The following is a 25824-nucleotide window of genomic DNA, read 5'->3' on the forward strand; positions in this document are numbered from 1 at the left end:
TTAATGGTAAAACTCAGGAAGTGCTGGCCGTCGATTTTCTTGGTGATACCGTTAGCAACACCCTGAGCACTCAGGGAGCTGGCACGAAAGTGACTTCCACCACCAAAGGCATCACTACCACAGCTTACGCCAGCCAGAGTGAAACAGATGAAACCCTAAATGCCGAGCAACTGGGGGTAAGCAATCTGTATGGTGGCAGCGGCAATGATACGTTGATTGCGGCAAAAACCGGCAGTTGGCTGGTCGGGGGCGCAGGGAGCAACACCTATGTTGGCGGTACCGGTGATGATGTTTTTGTTATCAGTGCTTCTGACGATACGAAAAACATTCACGGCAATGGAGGGCACGATACGGCGATTATTGTCGGTAACCAAGGCGTGGAGCTGAACATGGGGCAAGCCAGTTTAACCATTGCTGAAGGTGGGAGCGGTAACGATACGATCATAAGCGGTAGTGTCAACGGTGTCTTTATCAAGGGGGGTTCCGGCAATTCAACTCTGATAGGTGGCATGGGTAACGATGTCCTGGTCGGCGGCAGCGGACATAACACCATCATTGGCGGCAGTGGCAAGTCGGTTATCTATGCCGGTCCTCAGGGCGACACAATCTATGCTTCCGAAGGCGGCAGCATTATTCACGCTGGCGGCGGCGCCGATAAAATTTTCGGCGGTTTGGGTGACGACGTAATCGAAGTGGGTCACGGCAATGCAACGATTGATGGGGACGGCGGGATCAACATAGTGAGCCTGCACGGTAACCACGGCGACTATCGAATCAACCGTACCGACAGCGGATATATCGTGGCCGACAAGGTCGCTGGACGTGACGGCACGGTAACGCTGAAAAATATCCAAAAACTCAATTTCGCGGATATTTCAGCTGTTGATTTACAAATACCTGATGCTATGCCTGTCGAGGATGTCCTCACCCACGACAAGGACGGCAAGGTTTTTGATCGTACTCAGCCACATCTGATTTCCGCAGAAAGTCTGTTGGCTAACGATCAACACCTTAACAGTCAGGGAGCCTTGCGCATTGCCAATGTTGGTGATGCGATAGGTGGTACGGTCAGCCTCACAAACCAAGGCGATGTCTTGTTTACGCCGGACCCGCTTTACACTGGTCTGATCAGCTTCAAATACGGTGTCACCGATGCGGCCGGTAATCCTTCGGCATCGGTAGTAGACCTGAACAGCGGGGAGACTGCGCCGATGCGTGCCCCTGTCACGTTACTGACCCCGGAAGTTCCTCTCGATCCATTGGCTGCTCAGCAATGGTATCTGAGCGATGCCAATATTCTGCCGGTCTGGAAGGACTACACCGGCAAGGGAGTACGAATTGGTCAGTTCGAGCCGGGCGGTAAGTTTGCCACCGCGCCTGAAATATTTGATATCAATCACCCCGACCTTGCGGCGAATGTCGATAAAGCTTGGTTGCAGACTCAACAGACCAATGGCACCTTGTCGGACGTGGTCTCCAACCACGCGACAATGGTGGCGGGTGTGATGGTCGCGGCGAAAAATAATGCAGGCGGCGTCGGGGTTGCCCATGATGCTACGTTGGGTGGTTATTATCTTGCCAATGACGGTGCCGATCTTGCGGGACTGGGGCATATGGTCAGTTTTGACGTTGCTAACAATAGCTGGGGATTTACCAACGATTTCGCACTCAGCAGCTTTCAGGACGGCTCTATAAATACTGCCGCGTCGCTGAGTATGAATGCGCAGTACGCGGCGGCTAATGGTCGTGGCGGATTGGGTACCGTCATCGTGGCGGCGGGCGGCAATAATCGTGCAGAAGGCGGCAATGCCCAAGGGTCGCTGACCAATAACAACCGTTTTTCGGTGGAAGTCGGTGCGATCAACGCACAGGGCGATTTGTCGACTTTGCAGATTGGCTCTTCACCGTTCTCCAATCCGGGAGCCAGCCTGTTGGTTTCGGCGCCGGGCAGCAATGTCGTGTCTACCAGCCATATGTTGAAAACCGAACGTGGCTCAACTTTCGGCAATGACTACACCAGCATGCAAGGCACCAGCTTTGCCGCTCCGATAGTCTCCGGTGTTGTTGCGCTGATGCTTGAGGCCAACCCGAACTTAGGTTATCGGGATGTGCAGCAGATCCTTGCTCTATCCGCTCGCAAGATCAATGATCCATCTACCAAATGGAACGATAATAACAGCCATAGCTGGAATGGCGGCGGTATGCATACCAGCAACGATTATGGTTTTGGTCAAGTCGATGCGCGAGCGGCTGTTCGTTTGGCCGAGTCTTGGATGACTCAAAGCACCGCTGCTAACGAGTACGTCTATAGCGCATCCAGCGGCCCTCTGGGGAAAACCTTGGCCGCGGGTGAGACGCTAACGTCGTCCATCGCCATGAATGCCGGTCTGAATGTCGAGCATGTCGAGATCGATTTTGACGCCCAAGTAGGCCGTCTTGGCGATCTGACGCTCAAACTGATCTCTCCTGATGGCACTCAGAGCATATTGCTCAATCGTCAGGGTAAGGTTCCAGACGGCATGCCGGGCGCGAGTGCGACCGATCTGGGTAGTAGTCAATCAGGGACGTTCAAGTACAGCTTTATGTCGACCCATGATTTTGGCGAACGCTCGGCTGGCAACTGGACCCTCCAAGTGACCGATGCTAGTTCCGGCCTGCCGGTCACATTAAATGCCTGGTCGCTACGTTTGTACGGCAGCAAGAACACCCCGGATGACACTTACTTTTACACCGACGAATATATCCAGTCGGTGGTCAAGCAGGCCAACCGCGCGGTGCTGGATGATGCGGTCAATGGCGTGGCGGGAGGGCGTAATACCCTCAATGCGGCGGCTGTTTCACGGGATACCTCAGTTAACTTGCTGACCGGTGTTGCCAGTATTGGCGGCGCAGCGTTGACGATAAAGAATCCGTCGGGCATTCAGAACATTATCACCGGAGATGGCAACGATACGCTGGTCGCTGGTAATGCCGATGCATTGCTTGATGGCGGGCGTGGAAACAACACACTGGCAGGAGGCGCGGGTGAGGACTTCTTTGTGGTCCACCGTCGTGAGGCGGGCAGCGATATTATCAGCAACTTCGAGGCTGCTCGTGGCGAAATTATCGATCTGGTAGGATTTGGTGGCAAAAAATTTGCCGATCTGTTGCTGACGCAGCAGGGGGCGGATGTTAAGGTCGATCTGGGTAAGGGGCAGAGTATTGTTCTGAAAAATCAGACACTCGCCGGGATCGGTGCGACGAACTTCGAGTTCCAAGACACCTTTATCGCCCCGGTGGCTTACACGAGTAGCGACGCTTCAACACTCCAGCCACAAGAAGGCTTGGGAACCGTGATCCTTAAGGGCGGCGGCAGGGGCGTCATGCTCACTAGCGATGCTCAGGGGCAGATGAAATTTAGCTTGAATGGAACGATCTATAGTCATGACAGTGCGGCGTCAGATGTTTTTGTGGTGGCAGCCCAACCGGGCGCCAAGGACTACAAGAATGCATTACGTGGATTCCGTCATGGCATTGATAAAATTGATTTGCGTCAAACCGGAATCACTGATTTCAGCCAACTAACCATCACTAAGAGTAATCGTGGCACGATCAACGGCCTGTCACAAATTCATGGCGTTGAAGTTATCTTTAATGGGGCCAGCGGTACTGATTCAAACGTGAAGCTGCTGTATCTCGATACCCTGGATATTTCGCAGGTCGATGCGGCCGACTTCCTCTTTGCGGAGCCTTCGCCGGATTTGGTGCCAATGGTCGGGCCAGTGGTGACGCAATCTCCCGATAAACCGACGGTTACTGTTCCGGACGCATTAACACAGATCACTATTCCTAAGTGGGAACCGGTGACTATTCCTCCTATTGAGTGGGAACCGATTAAGTTTGAACCGTTCACTTTTCCTAAAGTTGAACCGATTGATATGTCTAAGTTTGAACTGACTGTTACCCCTGAGCGGGAAGCGATCAGTATCCCTCCTTTTGAACTACACCTAATGCCCAGCGTTCCGAAAATTGAGCCAGCGGTGGAACCTACACCAGTGACTACTGATCCTAATTCCATTACGGTCGAAATTCCCTTTGCCAAGGTTACTTTGGGGGACGAGAGCAAGACTATCAATGTGGAAGCTATGGGTGGCAATGTGGTTGCCGGCAACGGTGACAATAAGGTGAATGTGATGGGCCGTTCTGCCGATATCACGTTAGGTAATGGTAACAACGTTATTGTCGGTAATGTCGACAGACTAACAGTCGGACATGGCAACAACACCATTAAAGCGTCGGGAACCTTCACGAAAGTAAAAGTAGGGGATGGTCATAACCATATTGTGACCAGCGGTGAGATGTCGACGGTAGAAGTAGGGAATGGTGATAACCATATCGTGACCAGCGGTATTATGTCGAAAGTGAAAGTCGGGGATGGTAATAACAATATTGTGACCAGTGGCACTATGTCGACGGTGGAAGTCGGGCATGGGGACAATGATTTGGAATTTAGCGGTAATATGGGGCGGTTGGTGTTCGGAAAGGATATCAGCCCTGAGCGTCTGTGGTTCCAGCATGAAGGGCAGGATCTGCAAATTTCAGTCATTGGCAGCAAGCAGGAGGTAACGCTGCATAATTGGCATTCCAGTCACCCCGAACGACCAAGTAACATCATGGCCGGTGACGGTCATCGGTTGATGGACAGTGATGTCGAACACCTTGTCCAGGCTATGGCTGCATTCGCGCCGCCAGCGCCTGCGACCGCAATGCTCGGCGATGTCGAGCAACAGCGGCTGCAACCTGTGCTGGCAGCTAACTGGCACTAACTCGGTAACAAGGCCCGCGATGGTTATCGCGGGTCTTCCATAAATAGGTGAATTGCGTCGTTTAACAAAACCTGCGGAATTCTCCCTCCTGAATGCTCATTGTGAGTAAAACGCGCTTTTAGCATTAGGGGGAGATGGAGAATAAATAGCTCGAAGAGCTGTTATTTCGTTGGGTTTTCTTGCTTCTGGATATCTATTTTTAGTCTCTTAATCGGAGCGCCGTCTGCGGTAATCATACAATATGCACGAGTCCAAAGTCCCAGTTTCCAGTAAAAACGGCTGATATATTCAGCATACTCTTTTCGTAAAAGTCGGCTTTTTCGGCATGAATGCGTTTATTACTGTGGTTCCAAACTTAACATAAGGATTTTAGAACGGCGTTGATAGTTGTATAACACTTGTTTCTGAATCGGTAGCATTGAGAGTTCTGCGGGCTCAAAACCCCGTTCCTGGAACCAATGAATGCTGCGGGTAGTCAGAACAAACAGTTTTTCCAGTCCGAACTGTTTGGCGTGCTCCGCAATGCGATTCAGTAATACTTCCCCTCTTAAAGAGCTGCGGTATTTAGGATGAACGGCTAAACAAGCCATTTCGCCAATTTTCTCATCAGGATAAGGATAGAGCGCAGCACAGGCGATAGTCAGGTTATCGCGTTCGATAATGATGAATTTATCAATTTCTCTTTCAAGTTGTTCTCTTGAACGGCGAACCAAAATGCCTTGTTGTTCCAGTGGGCGAATAAGTTCGAGAATACCACCAATATCATTGATATTAGCCCGGCGTATTTGTTCTGCACTTTCCATCACTATTTGAGTGCCAATGCCATCTCGGGAGAATAATTCTTGAAGTAGAGAACCATCTGCCTGATAACTTAATAAATGGCTGCGGCGAACACCACGACGGCAAGCTTTTACTGCACTCCGTAAAAAACGGACTGTGCCTGAATAGTAATCACCTTTAACTTCTAGTTTTTTAATTAACTCCGGTGCTTGATTAAGAAAAACTTCCGATAGAATTTTTCCGTCTTCATCTTGTACACCTTGAGTAGAGCAGAAACCAATCAGTTTTTCAGCCTGTAGTGTGATAGCTAACTGCGTAGCAACATCTTCAAATGCCAGATTAAAACTCTCTCCGGTAACAGAAACTGCAACAGGACCAATTAGCACGATTGCTCCACTGTCTAATTGGCGATTTATGGCATGTTCATCGATACGGCGAATTTTTCCACTGTGGCAATAATCCACACCATCATCAACGCCAAGCGGTTGAGCAATAATGAAGTTACCGCTGACAACATTAATATTGGCTCCTTGTAACGGGGTATTATTTAGGTTCATAGAAAGACGTGCGGTAATATCCAGTTGCAGTAAACCAGCAGATTGTTTGACTAATTCTAATGTTTTATTATCGGTTACACGGGTATGTTTGTGGTAAATCGGTTTGTAATGATGGTCTGCAAGATTTTGTTCAATTTGAGGTCTGGCGCCATAAACGACGACCAGGCGGATACCCAAACTATGCAACAATCCTATATCGTTGATAATATTGGTAAAATTTTCATGGGCAATAGCCTCTCCACCAAGCATAATAACAAAGGTTTTACCACGATGTGCATTGATGTACGGAACAGAATGACGAAATCCTTCAACTAATTCGGTGCTGCGTTCTTTCATAACAGACTCTCGATTGAATTTTTATTCGTAATTTATGCTTTTTTATTCCTTTTGAGAGAAAATGGCAAGAGGCAATTCAGATAAAAACATTTTCATATACCTGTAGACGTTAATAATTTGCAAAATATAAAATGCTGTTTATTGATGACAGCATAATGCCGATTGGTTAAAGTTTTTTATTTGATCGTTTCTTTGGTGAATATCACCTGAGTGTTTGTATTTTATGAATGGAATATTAAGTAGATGAGTCATTCAGATCATAATCTGTCACGACGTCGTTTGTTGCAGGGAGCCGCAGCGATGTGGTTACTTAGTGTTAGCCAGGTGGGTTACGCAGCGTCAGCAAAAGTTATAGCGGTACGTATTTGGCCAGCATCCAGTTATACCCGTGTGACTCTTGAATCCAATATTCCACTCAAATATCGCCAGTTTGTGTTAAAAAATCCAAATAGAATTGTGGTTGATCTTGAAGGTGTACAACTGAATCATACTCTAAGCGGGATGGGGGAGCAGATTCAATCCCGTGATCCTTATCTTAAACTGGTGAGGGTAGGGCAGTTTAATCCTAAAACTGTTCGCTTGGTGTTCGAAGTTAAGCAATCGGTCAACCCACATATGTTTACTTTGAAACCAGTGGCGAAATTTAAACATCGTTTGGTATTGGATATTTATCCGGCAGCGAGGGTTAATACGGATGATGATCCATTACTTGCTCTACTTGAAGAGTACAATAAAGGTCATTTAGCAGAAGATTTGCCAGTGGAAAGGCCAAAGTCAGGTAAAGCAGGTAAAGACAGGCCGATCATTATCATGCTTGATCCTGGACATGGCGGGGAAGATCCTGGCGCTATTGGCAAATATAAAACTCGTGAAAAAGACGTTGTTTTGCAAATTGCCCGTCGATTAAAAACGCTTATTCAGCGTGAACCGGGTATGAAAGTTTATATGACCCGTAATGAAGATGTGTTTATCCCGCTAAAAGTCCGGGTGGCAAAAGCGCGTAAAATGCGAGCTGATCTCTTTGTTTCTATTCATGCTGATGCCGTTACTAACCGAGTTGCCCGTGGTTCTTCGGTTTTTGCACTCTCGACTAAAGGTGCAACCAGTAATACCGCACGTTTTCTAGCCCAGACGCAAAACGAAGCCGACCAAATTGGCGGAGTGAGTAAAAGCGGTGATAAGTATCTGGATCATACGATGTTTGATTTGTTACAAACTGCGACAATCAATGACAGCCTTAAATTTGGTAGCGAAGTGCTTAAGCGTATGGGCAAAGTGAATAAATTGCATAAAAATCGGGTGGATCAAGCTGGATTTGCGGTACTGAAAGCACCAGACATCCCTTCGATTCTGGTAGAGACTGCGTTTATTAGCAATTTGGAAGAGGAGCGGAAACTGAAAACCGCACGTTTCCAGCAGCAAGTCGCAGAGTCAATTTTTGCGGGTATCAAAGCTTATTTCAAGAATGGTGGTAATTTGGCGATTTGAACCCGCTGCTATGGGTAATTTTTGCTGTTAAAAAGGGAAGGGGCTATTTTCCTTTAGCCTATACTCCCTCCCCCTATTTTAGTGGGTAGTGATGAGTTGAACTGCCAGGCGTAAGCCCATGACACGCAGAATCGCACTTAGACTCCTAACTTCCGGGTTGCCCTTGGCCGACAAGGTGCGATAGAGCAATCAGTAATTCGGCTTGTTCGCTATCTTCAAGGATGCTGTTTAGTAACTCGATCACGTAAGCTGGGTCTTTGCGGAACACCTCGGTCATTGCTTCGTCGTATGATCTATCCTTCATTACTTGTTCTCGCCATTCTTCAAAGACGTCACGTCCGGTATTGTCGATATAGTATCGTATCTCGTTCATGGTTTTGTTGTCGTTTGTAAACGATAATCTGTCAAGCCAGAAATGACCACAGGTGGATGTTTGTCATTAAACTGAACGCAGATACGATGGCGAAAAAATTATCGAAAAGTCATTCACAAGTTGCTTTTGGAGTTTGTATGCTGAAATGCATAGAGAATTGGTTGCGGGGGCCGGATTTGAACCGACGACCTTCGGGTTATGAGCCCGACGAGCTACCAAGCTGCTCCACCCCGCGTCCGTATAGATATTTTGAGTAGCGAAAATTGGTTGCGGGAGCCGGATTTGAACCGACGACCTTCGGGTTATGAGCCCGACGAGCTACCAAGCTGCTCCATCCCGCGTCCGTATTAGAACCTACTTTGTACTTTCCTGCATCACTAACGCCTGCTGGAATCGGTTCCATTCGCAAATATCGAACTACTTTATAGTGTTGGTTGCGGGAGCCGGATTTGAACCGACGACCTTCGGGTTATGAGCCCGACGAGCTACCAGGCTGCTCCATCCCGCGTCCGATGCGGGCACTATACTCAGGATAAGATCTGTTGCAAGTTTTTTTATTAATTATTGTTTGTTTCGTTACGTTTTTGATTAGTTACTCTGCGTATTGATGTTTTTCTATTCGTTTGTGTCGTTGTTTTGTTAAGTTATTTTTTTTATGGTAAGTTGCATCGTTTCTATTGGTTTAGCATTTTGTTCGCCACAGAGTTATGTTGGTAAGAGAGAAAACAACAATGAAATACTGGGGTAAGTATCTGCTGTGTGGAGCCGTGATTTCACTGTTGGTTGGATGTCATTCTCGCCCAACGGCACAGGGCCAACAATATAGAGATGGTCATATCGAGCAGGATTTACGGCTGGTTAATCAACCTAATGCGCAGGGTAAGCCAGTTAATGCAAAGGATTTTTCAGAGCAGGTTGCGCTAATTAGTCAGTCTGCTCCTCGTCTGTATAATCGTAATAGCTTAACTTTTGACGCTGTTCAAAACTGGATGTTAGCGGGTGGTGAAACCAGTAAGTTGAATCTGTTTAATTTACGCGCTTACCAGATGGAAGGTGTGGATAATTACGGTAACGTCCAATTTACCGGCTACTATACGCCAGTGTTACAAGCTCGTCGTGTTAAACAGGGGGAATTTAAGTATCCTCTGTACCGGATGCCGCCTAAGAGTAAATACCGTTTACCAAGCCGAACTGAAATAGACAACGGCGCTCTTAGCCCCAGTCTGATTATTGGTTATAGTCGTTCACTGATTGATAATTATATTATGGAGGTACAAGGGAGTGGTTATGTCGATTTTGGTGATGGTGAGCCACTGACTCTTTTGGGTTATGCCGGTAAAAATGGGCATATTTACCGGAGCATTGGCAAGTTGCTGATTGAGCGCGGAGAAATTGCGCAGGAAGATATCTCTATACTGGCGATTCGTAAATGGGCGGAATCTCACAGTGAGGCAGAAGTCCGTGAGCTGTTGGAGCAGAACCCATCATTTGTTTTCTTTAAACCTGAAAACTATGCGCCGGTACGAGGTGCGAGTAGTGTTCCTTTAATTGCAAAAGCTTCTGTGGCCGCTGATAAAATGCTTATTCCACCAGGAACAACCCTGTTAGCAGAGATACCTCTGTTGGATAGAGAGGGTAAATTTACCGGTCAGTACCAGATGCGGCTGATGGTTGCATTGGATGTTGGTGGGGCGATAAAGGGACATCATTTCGATATCTATCATGGTATTGGTGGGGCGGCGGGTATAGCGGCAGGTTTCTATAACCACTACGGTCGGGTTTGGGTGTTAAAAAAAGCGCCGCCTACCATGTTGACGGTAAATCAGTGATTGCTTTTCATAAATTTTATAACAGGTTTTCAGGATTGATATTCAGTAATGCAAACTTCTCTTTCTGATGCATATATGCAGCGCTTTGCGGGGACTGCCCGTTTATATGGTCAAAAAGCGCTTTCTTTGTTTTGCCATTCTCATGTTTGTGTTGTGGGTATCGGTGGTGTTGGCTCCTGGGCGGCTGAGGCTTTGGCTCGTACAGGAATCGGTGCGATCACCTTGATTGATATGGATGATGTTTGTATCACCAATACCAATCGCCAATTACACGCTTTAAAACAGCATATTGGGCAACCAAAGACTGAGGTGATTGCCGAGCGTATTCTGGCAATTAATCCAGAGTGCAAAGTGACTTGTGTTGATGATTTTCTCACACCCGATAATGTTGAAGAGATGATGGCGGTTGGATTTAGTTATGTGATTGATGCTATCGATAGTGTCAGGCCGAAAGCGGCGCTGTTGGCTTATTGCCGCCGCCATAAAATTCCGCTGGTGACAACCGGTGGAGCAGGAGGGCAACTTGATCCTACACAGATTCAGGTTGTTGATTTGGCAAAAACGGTTCAGGACCCTTTAGCGGCTAAACTGCGAGAAAGGCTGAAATCTGATTATTGTGTTGTGAAGAATGGCAAAGGTAAATTGGGCATCGATTGTGTGTTTTCAACCGAGCAGTTAGTTTATCCGCAGAGTGATGGTTCTGTTTGTGCCGCGAAAAGTACCGCAGAGGGAGCTAAGCGTATGGATTGCGCTTCTGGTTTTGGTGCCGCAACGATGGTCACGGCGACATTTGGATTTGTTGCGGTTTCCCATGCCTTGAAAAAAATGGTGGCTAAAGCGCAACGTCAGGGTGATCTTTGATATACCCGTTATCTTTCAAGTTACCTCTTTGTTGGCTGCACTCGCTCACCCCGGTCACATAGTTATCTATGCTCCGGGGGATTCACTCCCTTGCCGTCGCGATGCATCTTGAAATCCATAGGGTATATAAGATGTTGCGGCGTTCTGCACAGTATTGATTAGCGATTTGACTCCGTTCAACCGTGAGCCACTTATCTGTTGTTCCAGCCCTAGTTGGTGGAACAGTGCCAATAGGTTAGTTGCTAAAACTTGTTCCGGTGTTTTGCCTTCTACGGCAGTTAAGATTACCGCCAGCAGGCCTTTTACAATGCGGCCTTCGCTGTCACCATAAAAATGTAAATAGCCATCTGGCAGTAATTGATGCCCTAACCAAACCCGGTTTTCACAGCCGGACATTTCAGTGTCTTGCTGTTTCAAGTTCTCTGGTAATGCGGGCAGTTTCTTTGCCAGTAAGATTAACTGGCGATAACGATCTTCCCATTGGCGGCATTGGTCAAAGGTTGCAATGAGCTGTTGTTGGCTGATTTCCTGGCCAAATGGGTGTGGTGCAATCCGGTTTTCAGCGGTTTGAGTCATAATGTCATTCATCTTGTATTCATTCATCCCGTAATAAAGAAAGGCCAAATTTTACTGCCTGAATTAAAGCATCGGCATCCTGTTGGTTGTTGTAAGGCATAAAGGAGGCGCGCAAACAGCCGCTGATGCCTAACGCTTCGATCAAGGGTTGAGCGCAATGCTGACCGGAACGTAAAGCAATATTTTGTTCTGCCAGAATGGCTGCCAAATCACTGTGATGAATGTCGGTAAAATTAAAAGCCAATAAGCTGGAACCGGCAATGCGATAGCTGATAAATCCGGGTAAAGCGGAGAGTTGTGCTTCGGTATAATCAGCAAGTGCGACTGCATGGGTTTCGGCTTTGGCAATATCAATATCTTTCAACCATTCCAGTGTGGCAGAAAAACCAATAATACCTGCAACATTCGGTGTGCCCGCTTCAAACCGGAAAGGTACTGCTTCGGGTATAAAACCGCTGAATGAAGTGTGAGAGAGCATTTTCCCGCCACCTTGCCAAGGAGACATAGCATTAAGAAGCTCACTTTTGCCGTAAAGTATACCAACGCCGTTCGAACTATAGAGTTTATGAGCAGAGAATGCGTAGAAATCGATATCTGATTGTTGAACATCAATGGGATTATGAACAATGCCTTGGGCACCATCCACAACAACCAGGCAACCATGTTGGTGTGCTATTGCAGTTATTGCAGCGAGATCAACTGCTCCGCCAGTCACATTGGACATCTGGCTGATGGCTATCAATCGGGTGTGTTTGTTTAGCAGTTCAGGCAAAATGTTGATATCAGGCAATTTACCATTGCCTAAAGGCCATTTAATAACCTTGGCGCCGATTTGCTCTGCCAACATTAACCACGGTATCAGATTGGAATGGTGTTCCTGCTCACTAACGATAATTTCATCATCGGGCTGGAGATGAGGGCGGAAATAACTTTGAACAACTAGATTGAGGGATTCTGTTGTTCCTTTTGTCCAGATAATATTTTCAGCTTTAGGGGCGTTGATGAATTCAGCAACTCGTTGCCGGGCCTGTTCATAGCGGGATGTAATTTCCAGTGCTGCTTTGTGTTGGCTACGATGTACAGTAGCGCCACTGTTTTGATAATAGTCTTGAGTTGCCTTTATCATGGCTTGTGGTTTGAGTGCAGTGGCTGCACTATCCAGAAATACCGTCTGTTGTTGTGATGAAAATTGTTGTGATGGAAATTGTTGTAGCGCTGGAAATTGCTGGCGGAACTGTTCTGGTTCGAACTTTTTCATAGATGTATTAATTTTGTTTTGGTGGTGATGGTGCTTAACCATTTATTTCTGGCTGAAAATGGATAGGTTATTACATGGAATAATATTGCCATGTTCCACGCCTTATGCCAAAAAAAAGCACCGCAACTGCGGTGCATTAAAAAATCACTATGGACAGACAGGGTAAATGTACAGGAAGTGAAAAAACAGTAGCTTGAGCTACAGGGTCCGGTTTCCCAGACAACTTGCAAACACAACATCACAACCACAAAGCCAAAAGTTTCATAGCGTTAAGCTGATTCACTTTTCGTTCCGGCTTAGGAAGTGGCGCCACTATAGGGATTTACTGGTGTATCCTCAATGGACAATTTATAATGATTCGGATTACAAAAACTAATAACTAAATATAAAGAGTTACCGGTATCGTCAACATTACATAAGGGCTCACATGTCCAAACGTTTACCTCCACTTAATGCGTTGCGGGTTTTTGATGCCGCAGCGCGCCATTTAAGTTTTACTAAGGCGGCTGAAGAGTTATTTGTGACGCAGGCCGCAGTTAGCCACCAGATGAAAAGTCTGGAGGATTTTCTTGGGTTGAAGTTGTTTCGTCGTCGCAATCGATCACTATTGTTGACTGAAGAAGGTCAAAGCTACTATCTGGACATTAAAGAAATATTCACGGCGATAAATGAAGCAACACGTAAACTTCAAGCTCGAAGTGCCAAAGGTGCTTTGACGGTTAGCCTTTCACCTAGCTTTGCTATCCAGTGGTTGGTTCCAAGGCTGTCCAGCTTTAATTTAGCTTATCCCGGCATTGATGTCAGAATACAGGCGGTAGACAGAGAAGAAGATAAGCTTGCTGATGATGTTGATGTTGCCATATTTTATGGTCGTGGAAATTGGCCGGGGTTACGCACCGATCGCCTTTACGCAGAATATTTGCTTCCCGTTTGTTCTCCTTCGTTACTGACTGGAGAAAATCCTTTGAAGACCCCCGCAGATTTGGCGCGTCATACGTTGTTACACGATTCTTCTCGTCGTGACTGGCAAGCGTATGTGCGCCAGCTTGATATGCAGCAGCAGATAAATGTTCAGCAAGGACCGATATTTAGCCATAGTGCAATGGTGATCCAAGCCGCTGTTCATGGGCAAGGTATTGCACTGGCAAATAATGTCATGGCTCGGACTGAAATTGATGCGGGGCGCTTAGTTTGCCCATTTAATGATGTGTTAGTGAGTAAGAATGCATTTTACCTTGTTTGTCATGACAATCAGGCTGAATTGGGGAAAATTGCCGCATTCAGACAATGGGTTTTGGCTCAGGCAGCCAGTGAGCAGGAGAAATTGGGCTTTATTACCAATGAGTAAGAGCGGAATAAGGCATTCGAGCAGATATACCCTATGGATTTCAAGATGCATCGCGACGGCAAGGGAGCGAATCCCCGGGAGCATAGGTAACTATGTGACCGGGGTGAGCGAGTGCAGCCAACAAAGAGGTAACTTGAAAGATGACGGGTATAGAATATGAAAAAGGAAGATAACAGTGAATAGTCGCTTAATGCTTATCTTTGCTGGCTTCAGTGGGTTTTTCTATGTGGCGTTTGGTGCTGTAGGGTCACATTTATTATCTCCGATGATGGAAAAATATCAGATAAGTTGGATTGATCTCGGTCTGCAATATCAGGGTATTCACACTCTGGCAATGATGGCGATGTCTGCCATGCTAATGCGTAAAGTTGTGCTCTGGTTTTACTGGAGTGGCGTTTTTTTTGCAGTAGGTATTTTGTTGTTTAGTGGCAGTCTCTATTGTATGGCTTTATTGCAGGTTAAATTTTTCGCTTATATTACGCCAGTTGGAGGATTTAGCTTTCTTATCGGCTGGTTTTTAGTATTAATTGGCGCTTTGCGTCTAAGGAAATCGGCGCTTCGCCATGAATAAAATTGCTTTATATTGCCGCCCTGGTTTTGAAAAAGAGTGTGCAGCAGAACTCATTGATAAGGCGGGTCAAAAAGAGATTTACGGTTTTGCCCGGGTGAAAGACAACAGTGGTTATGTCCTGTTTGAGTGTTATCAATATGAAGATGCCGATCGGCTGATTCGTGAGATCCCATTTCGGGAGCTGATTTTTGCCCGCCAGATGCTGGTCGTGGGTGAATTATTGCGAGATTTACCTCCTGAAGATCGGATAAGCCCGATTGTAGGTATGCTGCATGGTGTCATTGAGCGTGCCGGTGAGTTACGGGTTGAGGTGCCTGATACTAATGAAAGTAAAGAGTTATTAAAATTCTGTCGAAAATTTACTGTTCCGTTGCGTAATGCTATGCGTCAGGAAAAGATCTTGCAGATTCGGGAAAACGTTAATCGCCCGGTGATACACGTTTTCTTTATCGCTCCGGGTTGCTGTTATGTTGGTTATTCTTACAGTAACAATAATTCGCCATTTTATATGGGTATTCCTCGGTTGAAATTTCCTTCGGATGCACCAAGTCGTTCAACATTAAAACTGGAAGAAGCCTTTCATGTTTTTATCCCACATGATGAATGGGAAGAGCGGTTGGCTAGCGGTTTGTATGCGGTTGATTTAGGTGCATGCCCTGGTGGTTGGACTTACCAACTGGTGAAACGTAGTATGATGGTTCATGCGGTAGATAATGGCACGATGTCGAAAAGTTTGATGGATACGGGGCAAGTTAAACATCACAAAGTTGATGGTTTTAAGTTTGAGCCTTCGACAAAAAACATTTATTGGCTGGTATGCGACATGGTGGAAAAACCAGCAAAAGTGACGCAGTTAATGGCAGATTGGTTAGTTAATGGCTGGTGCCGGGAAGCTATTTTTAATCTTAAATTACCCATGAAAAAGCGTTATGAAGAAGTTGCTCATAATTTGCAGAAAATGAACTTGCAATTAAAAGAGGGGGGTATAAATGCACAAATTCAGGCAAAGCACCTTTATCATGACAGGGAAGAAATAACGGTTCATGTTCGTCGTATTTGGTCTGCTTATGCAGCTAGCCGGAATGATTACTGATTCACTGTTGTTCATCATCATTCTGGAATAACTCATAAAATAAGATTTTCTAAATCGTCTCAGCTATATCCTGAGGCGTTTTTTTCGATATTGGATGACATTATTATTTCAAGATGCATCGCGACGGCAAGGGAGTGAATCCCCGGGAGCATAGCAAACTATGTAACCGGGGTGAGCGAGTGCAGCCAACAAAGAGGCAACTTGAAAGATAACGGGTGTATTTTATTTTTCATTCTGTTACGGAATAGAATGAGTGTATTAAGATGATTTAATCCACTTAATTAGTAAGAAAAGGCTACATAATATTCTGTTGTGACTTAATATAATGATTGATATTGTATGGTTTTTGTCGGGAAAATGTTGATTTTTTCACTTGACTTAAATGAAATAACAAAATAAATATGTTTTTATAATTATTTAATTAATCGTTAGTTTAGTCTGTAATAATTATATAAATTAACATTGTAATCTGGGAAATAATGGAATGGATTATTTTTTACAATTTATTTAATTAATGGTTAGATATGAAAATTAATTTTAATATTAAGTAAGGGCAATGTCTATATTATATAGGTTAAGTTTGCTATTTTAAATTTGATATCTTTTTGAATGCATTGATTTATTGGTTTTTATACCTTGTCTTTAAGGGTATTTAATCAGATATATGGATCTTCTTATTTAATTCTTCAAAACCATAATTTAATTATATTGGTAAAAAATGATTTAGAATAAGGAAAGTATTAACTACTCTGTGATATATGTTTTTTATTGATTTAATCAAGTTGTTATTGCTTTATTAAATAATAATATATAGGTATTACTTGATTTAAACCTCTTATATATACTTATGCCCCGCAGTATTGCGTTGAAGGAAGTTTTTTATTCTAGACTCTTCTATTTATATAACGGATTGGGATAATTACTTATTAAAATTATCAACAATAATTCTATAAATTTTTTAAAGTTTACTTTATAGATAGTCAAATAATCGATAATTAATGCATAAGAAAATACCGCTAAGAAATTAGCGGTATTTTTTTCGCCTTAAATAGTTATGTTATATAAAACAATCGCTTATTTGTTTTATGTTATTTTTATCACGTTTATATTAAAAAAATATGTTAATTGCTTTTTACATAATTAACTTTAGTGTTACGTTTATGTGAAAGGGATTTTAGTTGTTAATTTGTATGACCAGGGGCGGTCTGTTGTTTTCAGGTTTTATTGACTTGTATTTAATTAAATAAAAAGAATTTTATATCTAAGTCCTGAATTTATGGAGAAATATATGTCTTTAAAGAAGAAAATTTCATACTCGGAAGACGTTAGCGGTTCAGAAAAGGCAAATGAGTTGCTGAAATGGTTACAGGCTTATATACCAGGTAAGGATTCTAATATTGTCGTTGAGCATGAGCCCAGTAAAGATGCTGCTAAAGAATTAATCCGGGGTGATTATCGTTGGGGGCATCAGGACGACGATAAATCTAAAGCTTTCCAATTAAAGTATACTTTCCTGGAGAGTAAACCGGATAATATGCCGTGGCATATTTCTGAATTTTCAGCATTTAATGATGAACAAAAAGCTGCTGCAAAACTGTCAATACAATCTTGGGCTGATGTTGCTAATATTAATTTCGTTGAAACCACTGATGTTAAAGAGGCAAATGTCACCTTTGGGTTCTTTGATGTTAGTTTGACAGGGAGCTATGCGTTTGCTTATCTGCCAAGACCAGAGAAGACACAGTTAGGAACTTGGTATAATGCAAAAAGCCGTACTTTCTTAAACAACGATATTGACGTGAATGGTTATGGCCGTCAAACGCTTACTCATGAAATTGGTCATACTCTGGGGTTGCAACATCCGGCTGATTATAATGCGTCTGATGAGGTAAGCCCGACTTATAAGAACAGCGCGACTTATTTTGAAGACAGCCGTGCTTATACTGTTATGAGTTATTTTAGTGAAAAAAATACCGGGCAGGACTTTAAAGGTATTTATTCTTCCGCACCATTACTTAATGATATTTCTGCCATTCAGGCGGTATATGGCGCGAATAATACCATCCGTGCCGATGACACCGTATATGGTTTTAATTCCAACACAGATCGTGACTTCTATACCGCAAAAGATGAGAACAGCAAACTGTTGTTCACCGCTTGGGATACCGGTGGCAATGATACGTTTGATTTCTCTGGTTTTACTCAAGATCAACGCATCAATCTGAATGAAGCCTCTTTCTCTGATGTCGGTGGACTAAAAGGAAACGTCTCTATTGCCCGTGGCGTCACAATTGAAAATGCGATTGGTGGCAGTGGTAATGACGTTTTAATCGGGAATGATGCCGCCAATACTCTGAAAGGGGGAGCTGGTGATGACATTATTTACGGTGGCTTAGGGGCAGATAATCTTTGGGGTGGGGAAGGCAAAGATACCTTTGTCTACCTGAGTGCCAAGGAATCACCTCCTCTTGAGCGTGATTGGATCCATGACTTTGTTTCCGGTGAAGACAAGATTGATGTGTCACTGTTTGATCTGGGTGAAGCCGGGAAGGGTGGCGTTAAATTTGTAGAGGAATTCACTGGTGAAGTTGGAGAAGCTGTGCTTCGTTATAACACTGTTGATAAGGTGAATGATTTCGCCATTAATTTGGGCGGTAAATTTTCCTACGATGATTTTTGGGTGAAGATTGTTGGAGAACCCATATTAGAGTCTGATTTCATCCTTTCGTAACACAACAACACAACCGCATCTGACTTAGATGCGGTTATTTGTTTGGAGGCGGCATGGTTTTTGCGGCTTGGTATCTGAAATTTGCATTCTTTGTTGCTCTGACATTCAGCATTATCGGAGGAAGTATGGCTAGTAGTCTTGATCTCCCACACGCGAGTGAATTGAAAGGCGTGTGGCAATTGTCGGATAAACATCAACAATGCGATGTGTTATTGACTGACCATCCCTTACCAGAGGGATCAATTTGGTCACTTAATGGTGATAACGATTGTTTAGCGTATATGTTTGGTGAAGTGCCTGCCGGTTGGCGGCCAACTCCAGATGGGCTCACAATTACTGATGAACAGGGGAGTGGTTTGGCTTTTTTTGCTCATGAGCCAGATGGTTGGTTTGCCCGCTTTGCCGATGGTCGGGAATTAATGATAAAGCCCAATAAGACTAATAAGAAAAATGAATAAGAAAGGAAACATTAACATCAGATAGTTATATTTTTAAAAAAATAAAAATAAGGAAATAATGTGAAACTACTGCTCCCGAAGGATGAAATTACTGATGTCATTCGTGCTCGTAGCCGGGTATTCTGGGCTATCGGGTTGTTCACTGCTTTTATTAACCTGCTGATGTTAGTTCCGTCTGTTTATATGTTGCAGGTTTATGACAGAGTATTGCCGTCGGGCAATGAAATCACTTTGCTGATGTTGACTCTGATTACTCTCGGCATGTTTGCCATGATGGGAATGCTGGAATATATCCGTAGCATGATTGTTATCCGTATTGGCAGCCAGCTTGATATGAAGCTGAATAACCGGGTTTATACCGCATCTTATGAATCGAATCTGAAAAATGGCACTACTGATGCCGGTCAGATGCTCAATGACTTGGCCAATATCCGCCAGTTTTTGACGGGTAATGCCTTGTTTGCCTTCTTTGATGCCCCTTGGTTTCCAATCTATCTGCTCGTTATTTTTCTTTTTAACCCCTGGCTTGGTCTATTGTCACTGGGAGGCGCGCTGGTATTGATTGCCTTGGCTGTGTTGAATCAGTGGTTATCAAGTCAGCCGTTATCCGAAGCCAGTAAACTCTCTCTACGTTCAGCAAGTCTTGCCAGCACCAATTTACGTAATGCCGAAGTCATAGAGGCGTTAGGTATGTTGCCGGTGCTACGTCGGAGATGGTTTGGATTACATGAGCGTTTCCTGGATTTCCAGCGCATTGCGAGTGAGCGGGCTTCAGTGATTAATTCAGTCACTAAAACAGTGCGTTTGGCCTTGCAGTCACTGATCCTTGGATTAGGGGGCTGGTTAGCGATTGGTGGGCATATTACGCCGGGTATGATGATTGCGGCTTCAATTTTGATGGGACGGGCACTTTCACCGATTGAACAACTGATTCAAGCCTGGAAAGGCTGGAGTGGTGCTCGTTTGTCATGGCAACGGTTAACCAACCTGTTGGAACAACAACCGGAACGCAAACCGGGAATGTCATTGCCGGCACCAAAAGGAAGTTTAGCCGTGGATAAAGTTTCCGCAGCGCCGCCGGGAAGAAACAGTAAGGTTGTTTTACAGGATATTAGCTTTTCGTTGGATGCCGGTGATGTGATGGGATTAATTGGTCCCAGTGCGTCTGGGAAATCGACTCTTGCCCGGTTACTGGTCGGAATATGGCCGGCACAGGAAGGCGTTGTTCGTCTGGATAATGCAGATATTTATCAGTGGAATAAAGATGAACTGGGCTCCTCAATCGGTTATTTACCGCAAGATATTGAGTTGTTTGGTGGCACTATCGCTGAAAATATTGCTCGTTTTAATGAAGTGGAGCCAGAGAAAGTGGTACGGGCGGCAAAGAAAGCGGGCGTTCATGAGCTGATATTAGCACTTGATAAGGGCTATGACACCGTGATTGGTGCTGGCGGAGTTGGATTATCTGGTGGGCAGAAACAGCGAATTGGCCTTGCTCGTGCGCTATATGACGAGCCGTCATTGGTCGTGTTGGATGAGCCTAATTCCAGCCTGGATGAGGCAGGGGAAAGAGCATTAAATGAGGCGATTTCTCAGTTAAAAGCACAAGGAAAGACTGTGATTGTGATTACTCACCGCACCTCATTGCTATCACAGACAAACAAAATATTGCTACTGGTTCAGGGGAAAATGAAGATGTTCGGTTCATCTCAACAGGTGATGGCCGCTTTATCACAAAGAAATAATAGTCAGGAACATTCTGCGACCAAGGCAGTCGCGCAGGCATCATAAGTAAATGTGCATTTAATTATAATAATATCAAATAGCTGAGACGGAGATTTCTGTCCGGGAGTGGATATGTCTGATCAGATTACGCCGGTAAGAGATGAAAAAGGATTGTTGCCTTTGGAAGAAAGGCATTTTTTGCGACTAGGATGGTTAGTGATTGGTGTGGGGATCCTAGGATTTCTCATTTGGGCCGCGTTAGCACCGTTGGATAAAGGAGTCGCGTCTTCTGGTGTAGTGGTTGTGGATGGTAATCGTAAAACAGTTCAGGCCCCGGCAAGCGGTATTATTAGCCAGATTAAGGTTGTTGAAGGAGAAACAATCAAAGCAGGTCAGACACTCGTCCAGCTTAGTCAGGTGCAGGCAAAGGCGCAGGTTGATGCACTTCAGGATCAACTGTATACCACGCTGGCAACGGAAGCCCGTTTATTAGCCGAGCAGCATGGTGATGAAGCGTTAATTTTCCCCGACATATTACAGCAATTACAATCTGAACCACGGGTGAATGAGATTATCGAACTGCAAAAACAACTTTTTGTATCACGCCGTGAAGTGCTGAGAAGCGATTTGCGAGGGCTTGAACAGTCTGTCGAAGGAACAAATTTTCAAATTAAAGGGCTGAAATCTTCTCTTCTCAGTAAGCGTATGCAGCAGGCGGCGCTTAAGGAGCAGATAACTAATCTGAAATCTTTAGCGGATGAGGGCTATTTTCCGCGTAATCGTTATCTGGAACTTCTGCGTGAACAGGCTGAACTCAACAGCAGCATAGCGGAAATGGCAGGGCGAGCAGGTCAGCTTGAAAAACAGTTACAGGAAACACAGCAGCGTATTATTCAACGCACAGCTGACTATCAGCGGGAAGTGCGCACGCAATTAGCGGAGGTGCAGGTCTCTGCCAGTGAATATAGAAATAAGCTGGATACAGCACAGTTTGAACTGACTCATACCTCAATTGTGGCGCCGGTTGACGGCACGGTTGTGGGATTAAATATTTTTACCCAAGGTGGGGTTGTTGCTCCTGGCGAGAAGTTAATGGAAATTCTGCCGGACCAGATGGCGCTTGAAGTGGAAACGCGTGTTGCGGTTAATTTGGCAGATAAGATTAGTAAAGGGTTGAATGTGGATCTGATGTTCACCGCTTTTAACCAGAATCGGACGCCAAAAGTTGAAGGAAAAGTTGCCGTGATTTCCGCGGATAGGTTGGTCGATCCAACAACCAGTCAACCTTATTATCAGATGAGAGTAGTTGTCGCTCCTGAGGGAATGGAAAAACTGAAAGGGTTGGATATCAGGCCAGGAATGCCGGTTGAGGTCTTTGTCAAAACGGGTTCCCGCTCTTTGTTGAGCTATCTGTTTAAGCCATTGTGGGATCGGGCTTCAACATCGTTGATAGAGGAGTGATTATGAAACTGAATAATGTTTCTTTATCAATTGGTTTGCTGATTCTTTTCAGCGTCAGTCTGTTCTCTTTTCCTACATGGGCGTTGAGTTTGACTGAAGCCTATGCGCTGGCATTAGAAAATGATCCTACTTTTCTCGCCGCAGTGAAAGAGCGGGAAGGGGGGGCAGAGTATGAAAAGCTCGGCAGGGCAGAGTTGTTACCTAAAGTAATGATGTCTTACCAGAATTCACCACGGAATTGGCAACATATGGAATCTGTTGGGTATGACTTTTGGGGCAGGAAGACAACTAGCAGCCGGGATCGCCAATATAGCAGTTATAACGCGGCTGTTGTATTGACTCAGCCGTTGATCGATTTTGAAATATGGGCTCGTTATAAAGCCAGTCAGGCTCACACTTTGATGAGCAATGAACGTTTTCGGGCAGATTTTCAGCAACTGGCTGTTCGGGTTGTGAATGCTTACGTGGATGTGGCTTATGCGCAGGATCAGATTGATTTAGTCATACGGCAGAAAATGGCTTATGAAAAGCAACTGGAACTGAATAAGAAATTATTTACTTCTGGTGAAGGGACACGTACTGATGTGGTGGAAACGCAATCTCGTTACAGTCAGGCGATTGCCGATGAGATAGCAGCCAAAGACGATTTAGATGCGGCAATCCGAAGTTTACAGCTAATTGTGGGCGTTCCTCTCCCTGTAGATTTGCCTGTGCAACGGCTATCAGATAAAAAGCGTTTCCATGTATTGAGATTGTCGCCTGAGCGTTATGAGGCGTGGGAAAAATTGGCATTGGCTAACAACCCGGTTTTATCTGCCTCTCGTCAGGAAGTGCAAGCCGCGTACCATGAAGTGCAGCGCAACCGGGCAGGCTATTTACCTAAGCTGGAGTTCTATGCATCCCATTCTGAAAACGAATCCAGTAGCGATAATACTGTAGATCAAAAATATCGAACCGATACCATTGGCTTACGGATGAGCATGAATATCTATAATGGTGGTGCTACGTCTGCCTCTGTACGTCAGGCGGCGGCCCACTATGGCAGGACTAAATATGATCTTGATGCTCAGGCTGGAGAAATCCTCAATGCATTACGCCGCAATTATAATCAGTACTTAAATAGTGAAAAACGGATTAGTGCTTATGAAATGGCGGTTGAATCAGCTAGCTTGCAGGTAGACGCGACCAGTAAAAGTGTTGCGCTTGGGCAGCGGGTTAATGTGGATGTCTTGAATGCTGAACAGCAGTTATATACTGCTCGACGCGATCTCTCACAAGCAAAATATAATTATATTAAGGCTTGGATCGGCCTGCTTAGTGAGGCCGGAGAATTAAGAGGCGAACATCTGGATAAGATAGCGAAGTATTTTCGTTAGGTTACTGTTGTCAGCCGGAGTTGTTGCAGATTACCATTTAAAGCCAGATCGGTACGTAATGACGCAACTTCCCGGCTGATAAATGCCATTTCTTGATTAGATTCTAGTTTATTGCGCCATTTATCGGGTTGTTGGTCGAGGTTCTGAAAGAGGTTATCTAGTGTGCCGGCCTGTTGCAATAAAGTGGCAGCGGTTTTCGGCCCGATCCCCTGAATCCCCGGAATTTTACTGCTACTTATCCCAGCCAGTCCCCAATAATCAGGTAATTGTTCTGGTAAGACGCCAAACTCTTGTTGAACAAATGGCATATCCAGCCAGCGTTTTTGAAAGTAGTCACGGATACGGATATTGGGTGAAAGTAACTGGCAATATCCTTTATCAGTAGAAACAATCGTCACGTTGTGACCAGCAGAAGTCACTTTTACGGCTAGTGTCGCCGCCAGATCGTCAGCTTCATGCCCTTCTGCGTGCCAGCAGGCGACTCCTTGTTGCTCAAATGATATTCTGATTTGCGGCATTTCTTGTTGCAGATTGTCAGGCATGGGCGAACGGCCGGCTTTGTAGTCAGGTAATATCTGGTGACGCCAACTGTGACTGCGATTCTCTTCATCGAATACTGCGACGGCATGCGTGGGATGAGTATGTTGGATAAGCTGCCGGAGCGCATGTTCACAAGCAGGAATACATGGACTGCCCTGTACAGCATGAATGCGTCGGATAAGGTTAAGAGCATCAACAATAAGAAGGTGTATCATATGGGATCACTTTAAATAGCATAATGCTCCATCCGTGGAGCGCAGATATTTTTTCAGGTAATTTTATTTGATAATTTCGTAGCAAGGCTCATAGGCGGTGCCTCCCGGTAGCTTCATTCGATGCTGTTCCACAAAGTCTTTCAGTAGCTTATCCATATGGCGCATTATTTTAGCATCCCCGTGGATTTTGAATGGACCCTGTTTTTCAATCGCTTGAATACCCACCTCTTTCACATTACCTGCAACAATTCCGGAAAAAGCACGGCGCAGTGACGCTGCCAGTTTTTCAGATGGTTGATCAGGATGGAGATTAAGATCAGCCATGTTTTTATGGGATGGTTCAAACGGCTGTTGCAAATCATAATTGATCTTCATTGACCAATTAAAACTATATGCATCACCGGTACTGTGGCGGCTATCTCTCACTAATGGCATCGCTTCTTTCATTATTCTGGCAACTTCAGGCGCATTATCAATGATGATGTGATAGTAGCGTCGTATATCTTCGCCCAATGTATGAACAATAAATTCGTCCAGAACCTGGAAATAGTCTTCACTCTCCTTTGGTCCGGTAAGAATTAATGGCAGTACTTGCTCTTGGTTTTCTGGATTCATCAGAATACCTAGTAAATAAAGCAATTCTTCTGCTGTACCGACACCACCTGGGAAAATAACGATACCATGAGCGATACGAACAAAAGCTTCCAGACGTTTTTCGATGTCTGGCATGATAATCAACTCGTTCACTAATGGATTTGGGGGTTCAGCCGCAATGATTGATGGCTCGGTAATACCAATAAAACGGCTATTTTTGTAATTCTGTTGAGCATGGCCGACAGCCGCGCCTTTCATCGGTGCTTCCATTGCTCCAGGGCCACAGCCGGTACAGATATTCAATCCACGTAACCCAAGCTGATTACCGACTTTACGGCCATACTGATACTCTTGCTTACTAATTGAATGGCCTCCCCAACAGACGATCATGTTGAGATCTTCATCGGTATGCAGCGCTCTGGCATGGCGCAGAATAGAGAATATTCTATTGGTGATATGAGCGCTATTCTCTGAATCGGAATAATCTTGTTGTCCTGGTTCGGTAATCTGAGTATGGACAAACAAGATATCCCGCAGCACTGCGAACAGGTTAGCTTGTAGTGAATGAATAATTTTTCCATCAACGAATGCATCTTCTGGTGGATCCACCAGTTCCAGTTTTACCCCGCGCTCACGGCGCAATACGTTAATCTCAAAATCGGTGTATTTAGAGAGCAGCTCTTTGCTATTATCGGTTTGGCTACCTGAATTGAGTACGGCCAGTGAGCAATTACGGAACAGGCGATACAGATCACTTTTTGCGGTACTCTTTAGCATATCTACTTCAAGTTGAGATAATAAATCCATCGAGCCGAGTGGGTTGATATGTGTGATCAAGAATGACTCCTT

At 44.8% G+C, this 25824-nt stretch carries 18 protein-coding genes, 3 tRNA genes and 1 pseudogene; 12 read left to right on the forward strand and 10 right to left on the reverse strand.

Annotation, left to right across the window (positions count from 1 at the left end):
- On the forward strand, positions 1–4805 hold a 4805-nt coding region (locus tag LG003_RS18465), incomplete at its 5' end, for a S8 family serine peptidase (protein WP_449301336.1).
- A gap of 161 nt (positions 4806–4966) precedes the next feature.
- Here LG003_RS18465 and LG003_RS23530 read toward each other — a convergent pair.
- Both LG003_RS23530 and argA read right to left on the reverse strand, forming a co-directional pair.
- Positions 4967–5116, reverse strand: a pseudogene (locus tag LG003_RS23530) (IS200/IS605 family transposase); the annotation flags it as partial.
- A 27-nt stretch (positions 5117–5143) separates the two neighbouring features.
- Complete coding sequence (gene argA, locus LG003_RS18470; RefSeq protein WP_262981348.1) at positions 5144–6478, reverse strand: amino-acid N-acetyltransferase; 1335 nt, start codon at positions 6476–6478, stop codon at positions 5144–5146.
- A gap of 243 nt (positions 6479–6721) precedes the next feature.
- On the opposite strand from argA, the gene amiC reads away from it, so the two are divergent.
- On the forward strand, positions 6722–7966 hold the full coding sequence (amiC, locus tag LG003_RS18475) for an N-acetylmuramoyl-L-alanine amidase AmiC (RefSeq protein ID WP_262981349.1): 1245 nt from the start codon (positions 6722–6724) through the stop codon (positions 7964–7966).
- 145 nt (positions 7967–8111) lie between these two features.
- On the opposite strand, the gene LG003_RS18480 is transcribed toward amiC, so the two are convergent.
- From LG003_RS18480 to LG003_RS18495, 4 genes are all read right to left on the reverse strand, one after another.
- Positions 8112–8339 (reverse strand): hypothetical protein, encoded by a 228-nt coding sequence (locus LG003_RS18480; protein WP_370446040.1) that lies wholly within the window; start codon positions 8337–8339, stop codon positions 8112–8114.
- A gap of 158 nt (positions 8340–8497) precedes the next feature.
- Positions 8498–8574 (reverse strand) — tRNA-Met (locus LG003_RS18485).
- A gap of 29 nt (positions 8575–8603) precedes the next feature.
- A tRNA-Met gene (locus LG003_RS18490) sits at positions 8604–8680 on the reverse strand.
- Between the two features lie 90 nt (positions 8681–8770).
- A tRNA-Met gene (locus LG003_RS18495) sits at positions 8771–8847 on the reverse strand.
- A gap of 223 nt (positions 8848–9070) precedes the next feature.
- Here LG003_RS18495 and mltA point away from each other — a divergent pair.
- Together mltA and tcdA are read left to right on the forward strand one after the other, a co-directional pair.
- Positions 9071–10168, forward strand: coding sequence for a murein transglycosylase A (mltA, locus tag LG003_RS18500; protein WP_262981350.1), 1098 nt, complete (start codon positions 9071–9073; stop codon positions 10166–10168).
- 48 nt (positions 10169–10216) lie between these two features.
- Positions 10217–11029 carry a tRNA cyclic N6-threonylcarbamoyladenosine(37) synthase TcdA gene (gene tcdA, locus LG003_RS18505; RefSeq protein ID WP_262981351.1) on the forward strand — a complete coding sequence of 271 codons (813 nt, stop codon included), beginning with the start codon at positions 10217–10219 and terminating at the stop codon, positions 11027–11029.
- Between the two features lie 66 nt (positions 11030–11095).
- Here tcdA and csdE read toward each other — a convergent pair whose 3' ends face one another.
- Both csdE and csdA read right to left on the reverse strand, forming a co-directional pair.
- Positions 11096–11605, reverse strand: coding sequence for a cysteine desulfurase sulfur acceptor subunit CsdE (gene csdE, locus LG003_RS18510; RefSeq protein WP_112876519.1), 510 nt, complete (start codon positions 11603–11605; stop codon positions 11096–11098).
- A 19-nt stretch (positions 11606–11624) separates the two neighbouring features.
- Complete coding sequence (gene csdA, locus LG003_RS18515) at positions 11625–12863, reverse strand: cysteine desulfurase CsdA (RefSeq protein WP_112876520.1); 1239 nt, start codon at positions 12861–12863, stop codon at positions 11625–11627.
- A 427-nt stretch (positions 12864–13290) separates the two neighbouring features.
- Between csdA and LG003_RS18520 the strand changes: the two genes are divergently transcribed.
- From LG003_RS18520 to LG003_RS18555, 8 genes are all read left to right on the forward strand, one after another.
- Positions 13291–14211, forward strand: coding sequence for a transcriptional regulator GcvA (locus tag LG003_RS18520; RefSeq protein WP_112876495.1), 921 nt, complete (start codon positions 13291–13293; stop codon positions 14209–14211).
- A 175-nt stretch (positions 14212–14386) separates the two neighbouring features.
- Positions 14387–14782 (forward strand): DUF423 domain-containing protein, encoded by a 396-nt coding sequence (locus LG003_RS18525; RefSeq protein ID WP_112876496.1) that lies wholly within the window; start codon positions 14387–14389, stop codon positions 14780–14782.
- Positions 14775–15875, forward strand: coding sequence for a 23S rRNA (cytidine(2498)-2'-O)-methyltransferase RlmM (gene rlmM / locus LG003_RS18530; protein WP_262981352.1), 1101 nt, complete (start codon positions 14775–14777; stop codon positions 15873–15875). Before LG003_RS18525 ends, rlmM begins: the two co-directional genes overlap by 8 nt.
- Positions 15876–17151: 1276 nt before the next feature.
- On the forward strand, positions 17152–18606 hold the full coding sequence (gene prtA, locus LG003_RS18535; protein ID WP_275658140.1) for a serralysin: 1455 nt from the start codon (positions 17152–17154) through the stop codon (positions 18604–18606).
- Positions 18607–18659: 53 nt separating this feature from the next.
- Entirely contained in the window at positions 18660–19064 is a 405-nt protein-coding gene (locus tag LG003_RS18540; RefSeq protein ID WP_192880980.1) for a protease inhibitor Inh/omp19 family protein, read from the forward strand.
- 60 nt (positions 19065–19124) lie between these two features.
- Positions 19125–20855, forward strand: a complete 1731-nt coding sequence (locus tag LG003_RS18545) for a type I secretion system permease/ATPase (RefSeq protein WP_112876499.1) — start codon at positions 19125–19127, stop codon at positions 20853–20855.
- A 66-nt stretch (positions 20856–20921) separates the two neighbouring features.
- Complete coding sequence (locus LG003_RS18550; protein ID WP_192880981.1) at positions 20922–22250, forward strand: HlyD family type I secretion periplasmic adaptor subunit; 1329 nt, start codon at positions 20922–20924, stop codon at positions 22248–22250.
- 2 nt (positions 22251–22252) lie between these two features.
- The gene (locus LG003_RS18555; RefSeq protein ID WP_112876501.1) at positions 22253–23626 is read left to right on the forward strand and encodes a TolC family outer membrane protein; all 1374 of its coding nucleotides are present in this window, start codon (positions 22253–22255) and stop codon (positions 23624–23626) included.
- On the opposite strand, the gene xni is transcribed toward LG003_RS18555, so the two are convergent.
- Entirely contained in the window at positions 23623–24381 is a 759-nt protein-coding gene (gene xni, locus LG003_RS18560; protein ID WP_262981353.1) for a flap endonuclease Xni, read from the reverse strand. The genes LG003_RS18555 and xni overlap by 4 nt on opposite strands.
- A 63-nt stretch (positions 24382–24444) precedes the next feature.
- A complete protein-coding gene (ppnN, locus tag LG003_RS18565; RefSeq protein ID WP_112876503.1) occupies positions 24445–25812 on the reverse strand; it encodes a nucleotide 5'-monophosphate nucleosidase PpnN in 1368 nt (455 codons plus the stop codon).
- Between the last annotated feature and the right edge of the window lie 12 nt (positions 25813–25824).

This window comes from Photorhabdus kleinii (assembly GCF_025384885.1).
GTDB classification, from domain to species: Bacteria; Pseudomonadota; Gammaproteobacteria; order Enterobacterales; family Enterobacteriaceae; genus Photorhabdus; species Photorhabdus kayaii.

Coding starts and splice junctions, on each gene's coding strand:
- argA (WP_262981348.1), bottom strand. CDS start 6,478: ATGAAAGAACGCAGCACCGAATTAGTTGAAGGATTTCGTCATTCTGTT.
- amiC (WP_262981349.1), top strand. CDS start 6,722: ATGAGTCATTCAGATCATAATCTGTCACGACGTCGTTTGTTGCAGGGA.
- LG003_RS18480 (WP_370446040.1), bottom strand. CDS start 8,339: ATGAACGAGATACGATACTATATCGACAATACCGGACGTGACGTCTTT.
- mltA (WP_262981350.1), top strand. CDS start 9,071: ATGAAATACTGGGGTAAGTATCTGCTGTGTGGAGCCGTGATTTCACTG.
- tcdA (WP_262981351.1), top strand. CDS start 10,217: ATGCAAACTTCTCTTTCTGATGCATATATGCAGCGCTTTGCGGGGACT.
- csdE (WP_112876519.1), bottom strand. CDS start 11,605: ATGACTCAAACCGCTGAAAACCGGATTGCACCACACCCATTTGGCCAG.
- csdA (WP_112876520.1), bottom strand. CDS start 12,863: ATGAAAAAGTTCGAACCAGAACAGTTCCGCCAGCAATTTCCAGCGCTA.
- LG003_RS18520 (WP_112876495.1), top strand. CDS start 13,291: ATGTCCAAACGTTTACCTCCACTTAATGCGTTGCGGGTTTTTGATGCC.
- rlmM (WP_262981352.1), top strand. CDS start 14,775: ATGAATAAAATTGCTTTATATTGCCGCCCTGGTTTTGAAAAAGAGTGT.
- prtA (WP_275658140.1), top strand. CDS start 17,152: ATGGAGAAATATATGTCTTTAAAGAAGAAAATTTCATACTCGGAAGAC.
- LG003_RS18540 (WP_192880980.1), top strand. CDS start 18,660: ATGGTTTTTGCGGCTTGGTATCTGAAATTTGCATTCTTTGTTGCTCTG.
- LG003_RS18550 (WP_192880981.1), top strand. CDS start 20,922: ATGTCTGATCAGATTACGCCGGTAAGAGATGAAAAAGGATTGTTGCCT.
- LG003_RS18555 (WP_112876501.1), top strand. CDS start 22,253: ATGAAACTGAATAATGTTTCTTTATCAATTGGTTTGCTGATTCTTTTC.
- xni (WP_262981353.1), bottom strand. CDS start 24,381: ATGATACACCTTCTTATTGTTGATGCTCTTAACCTTATCCGACGCATT.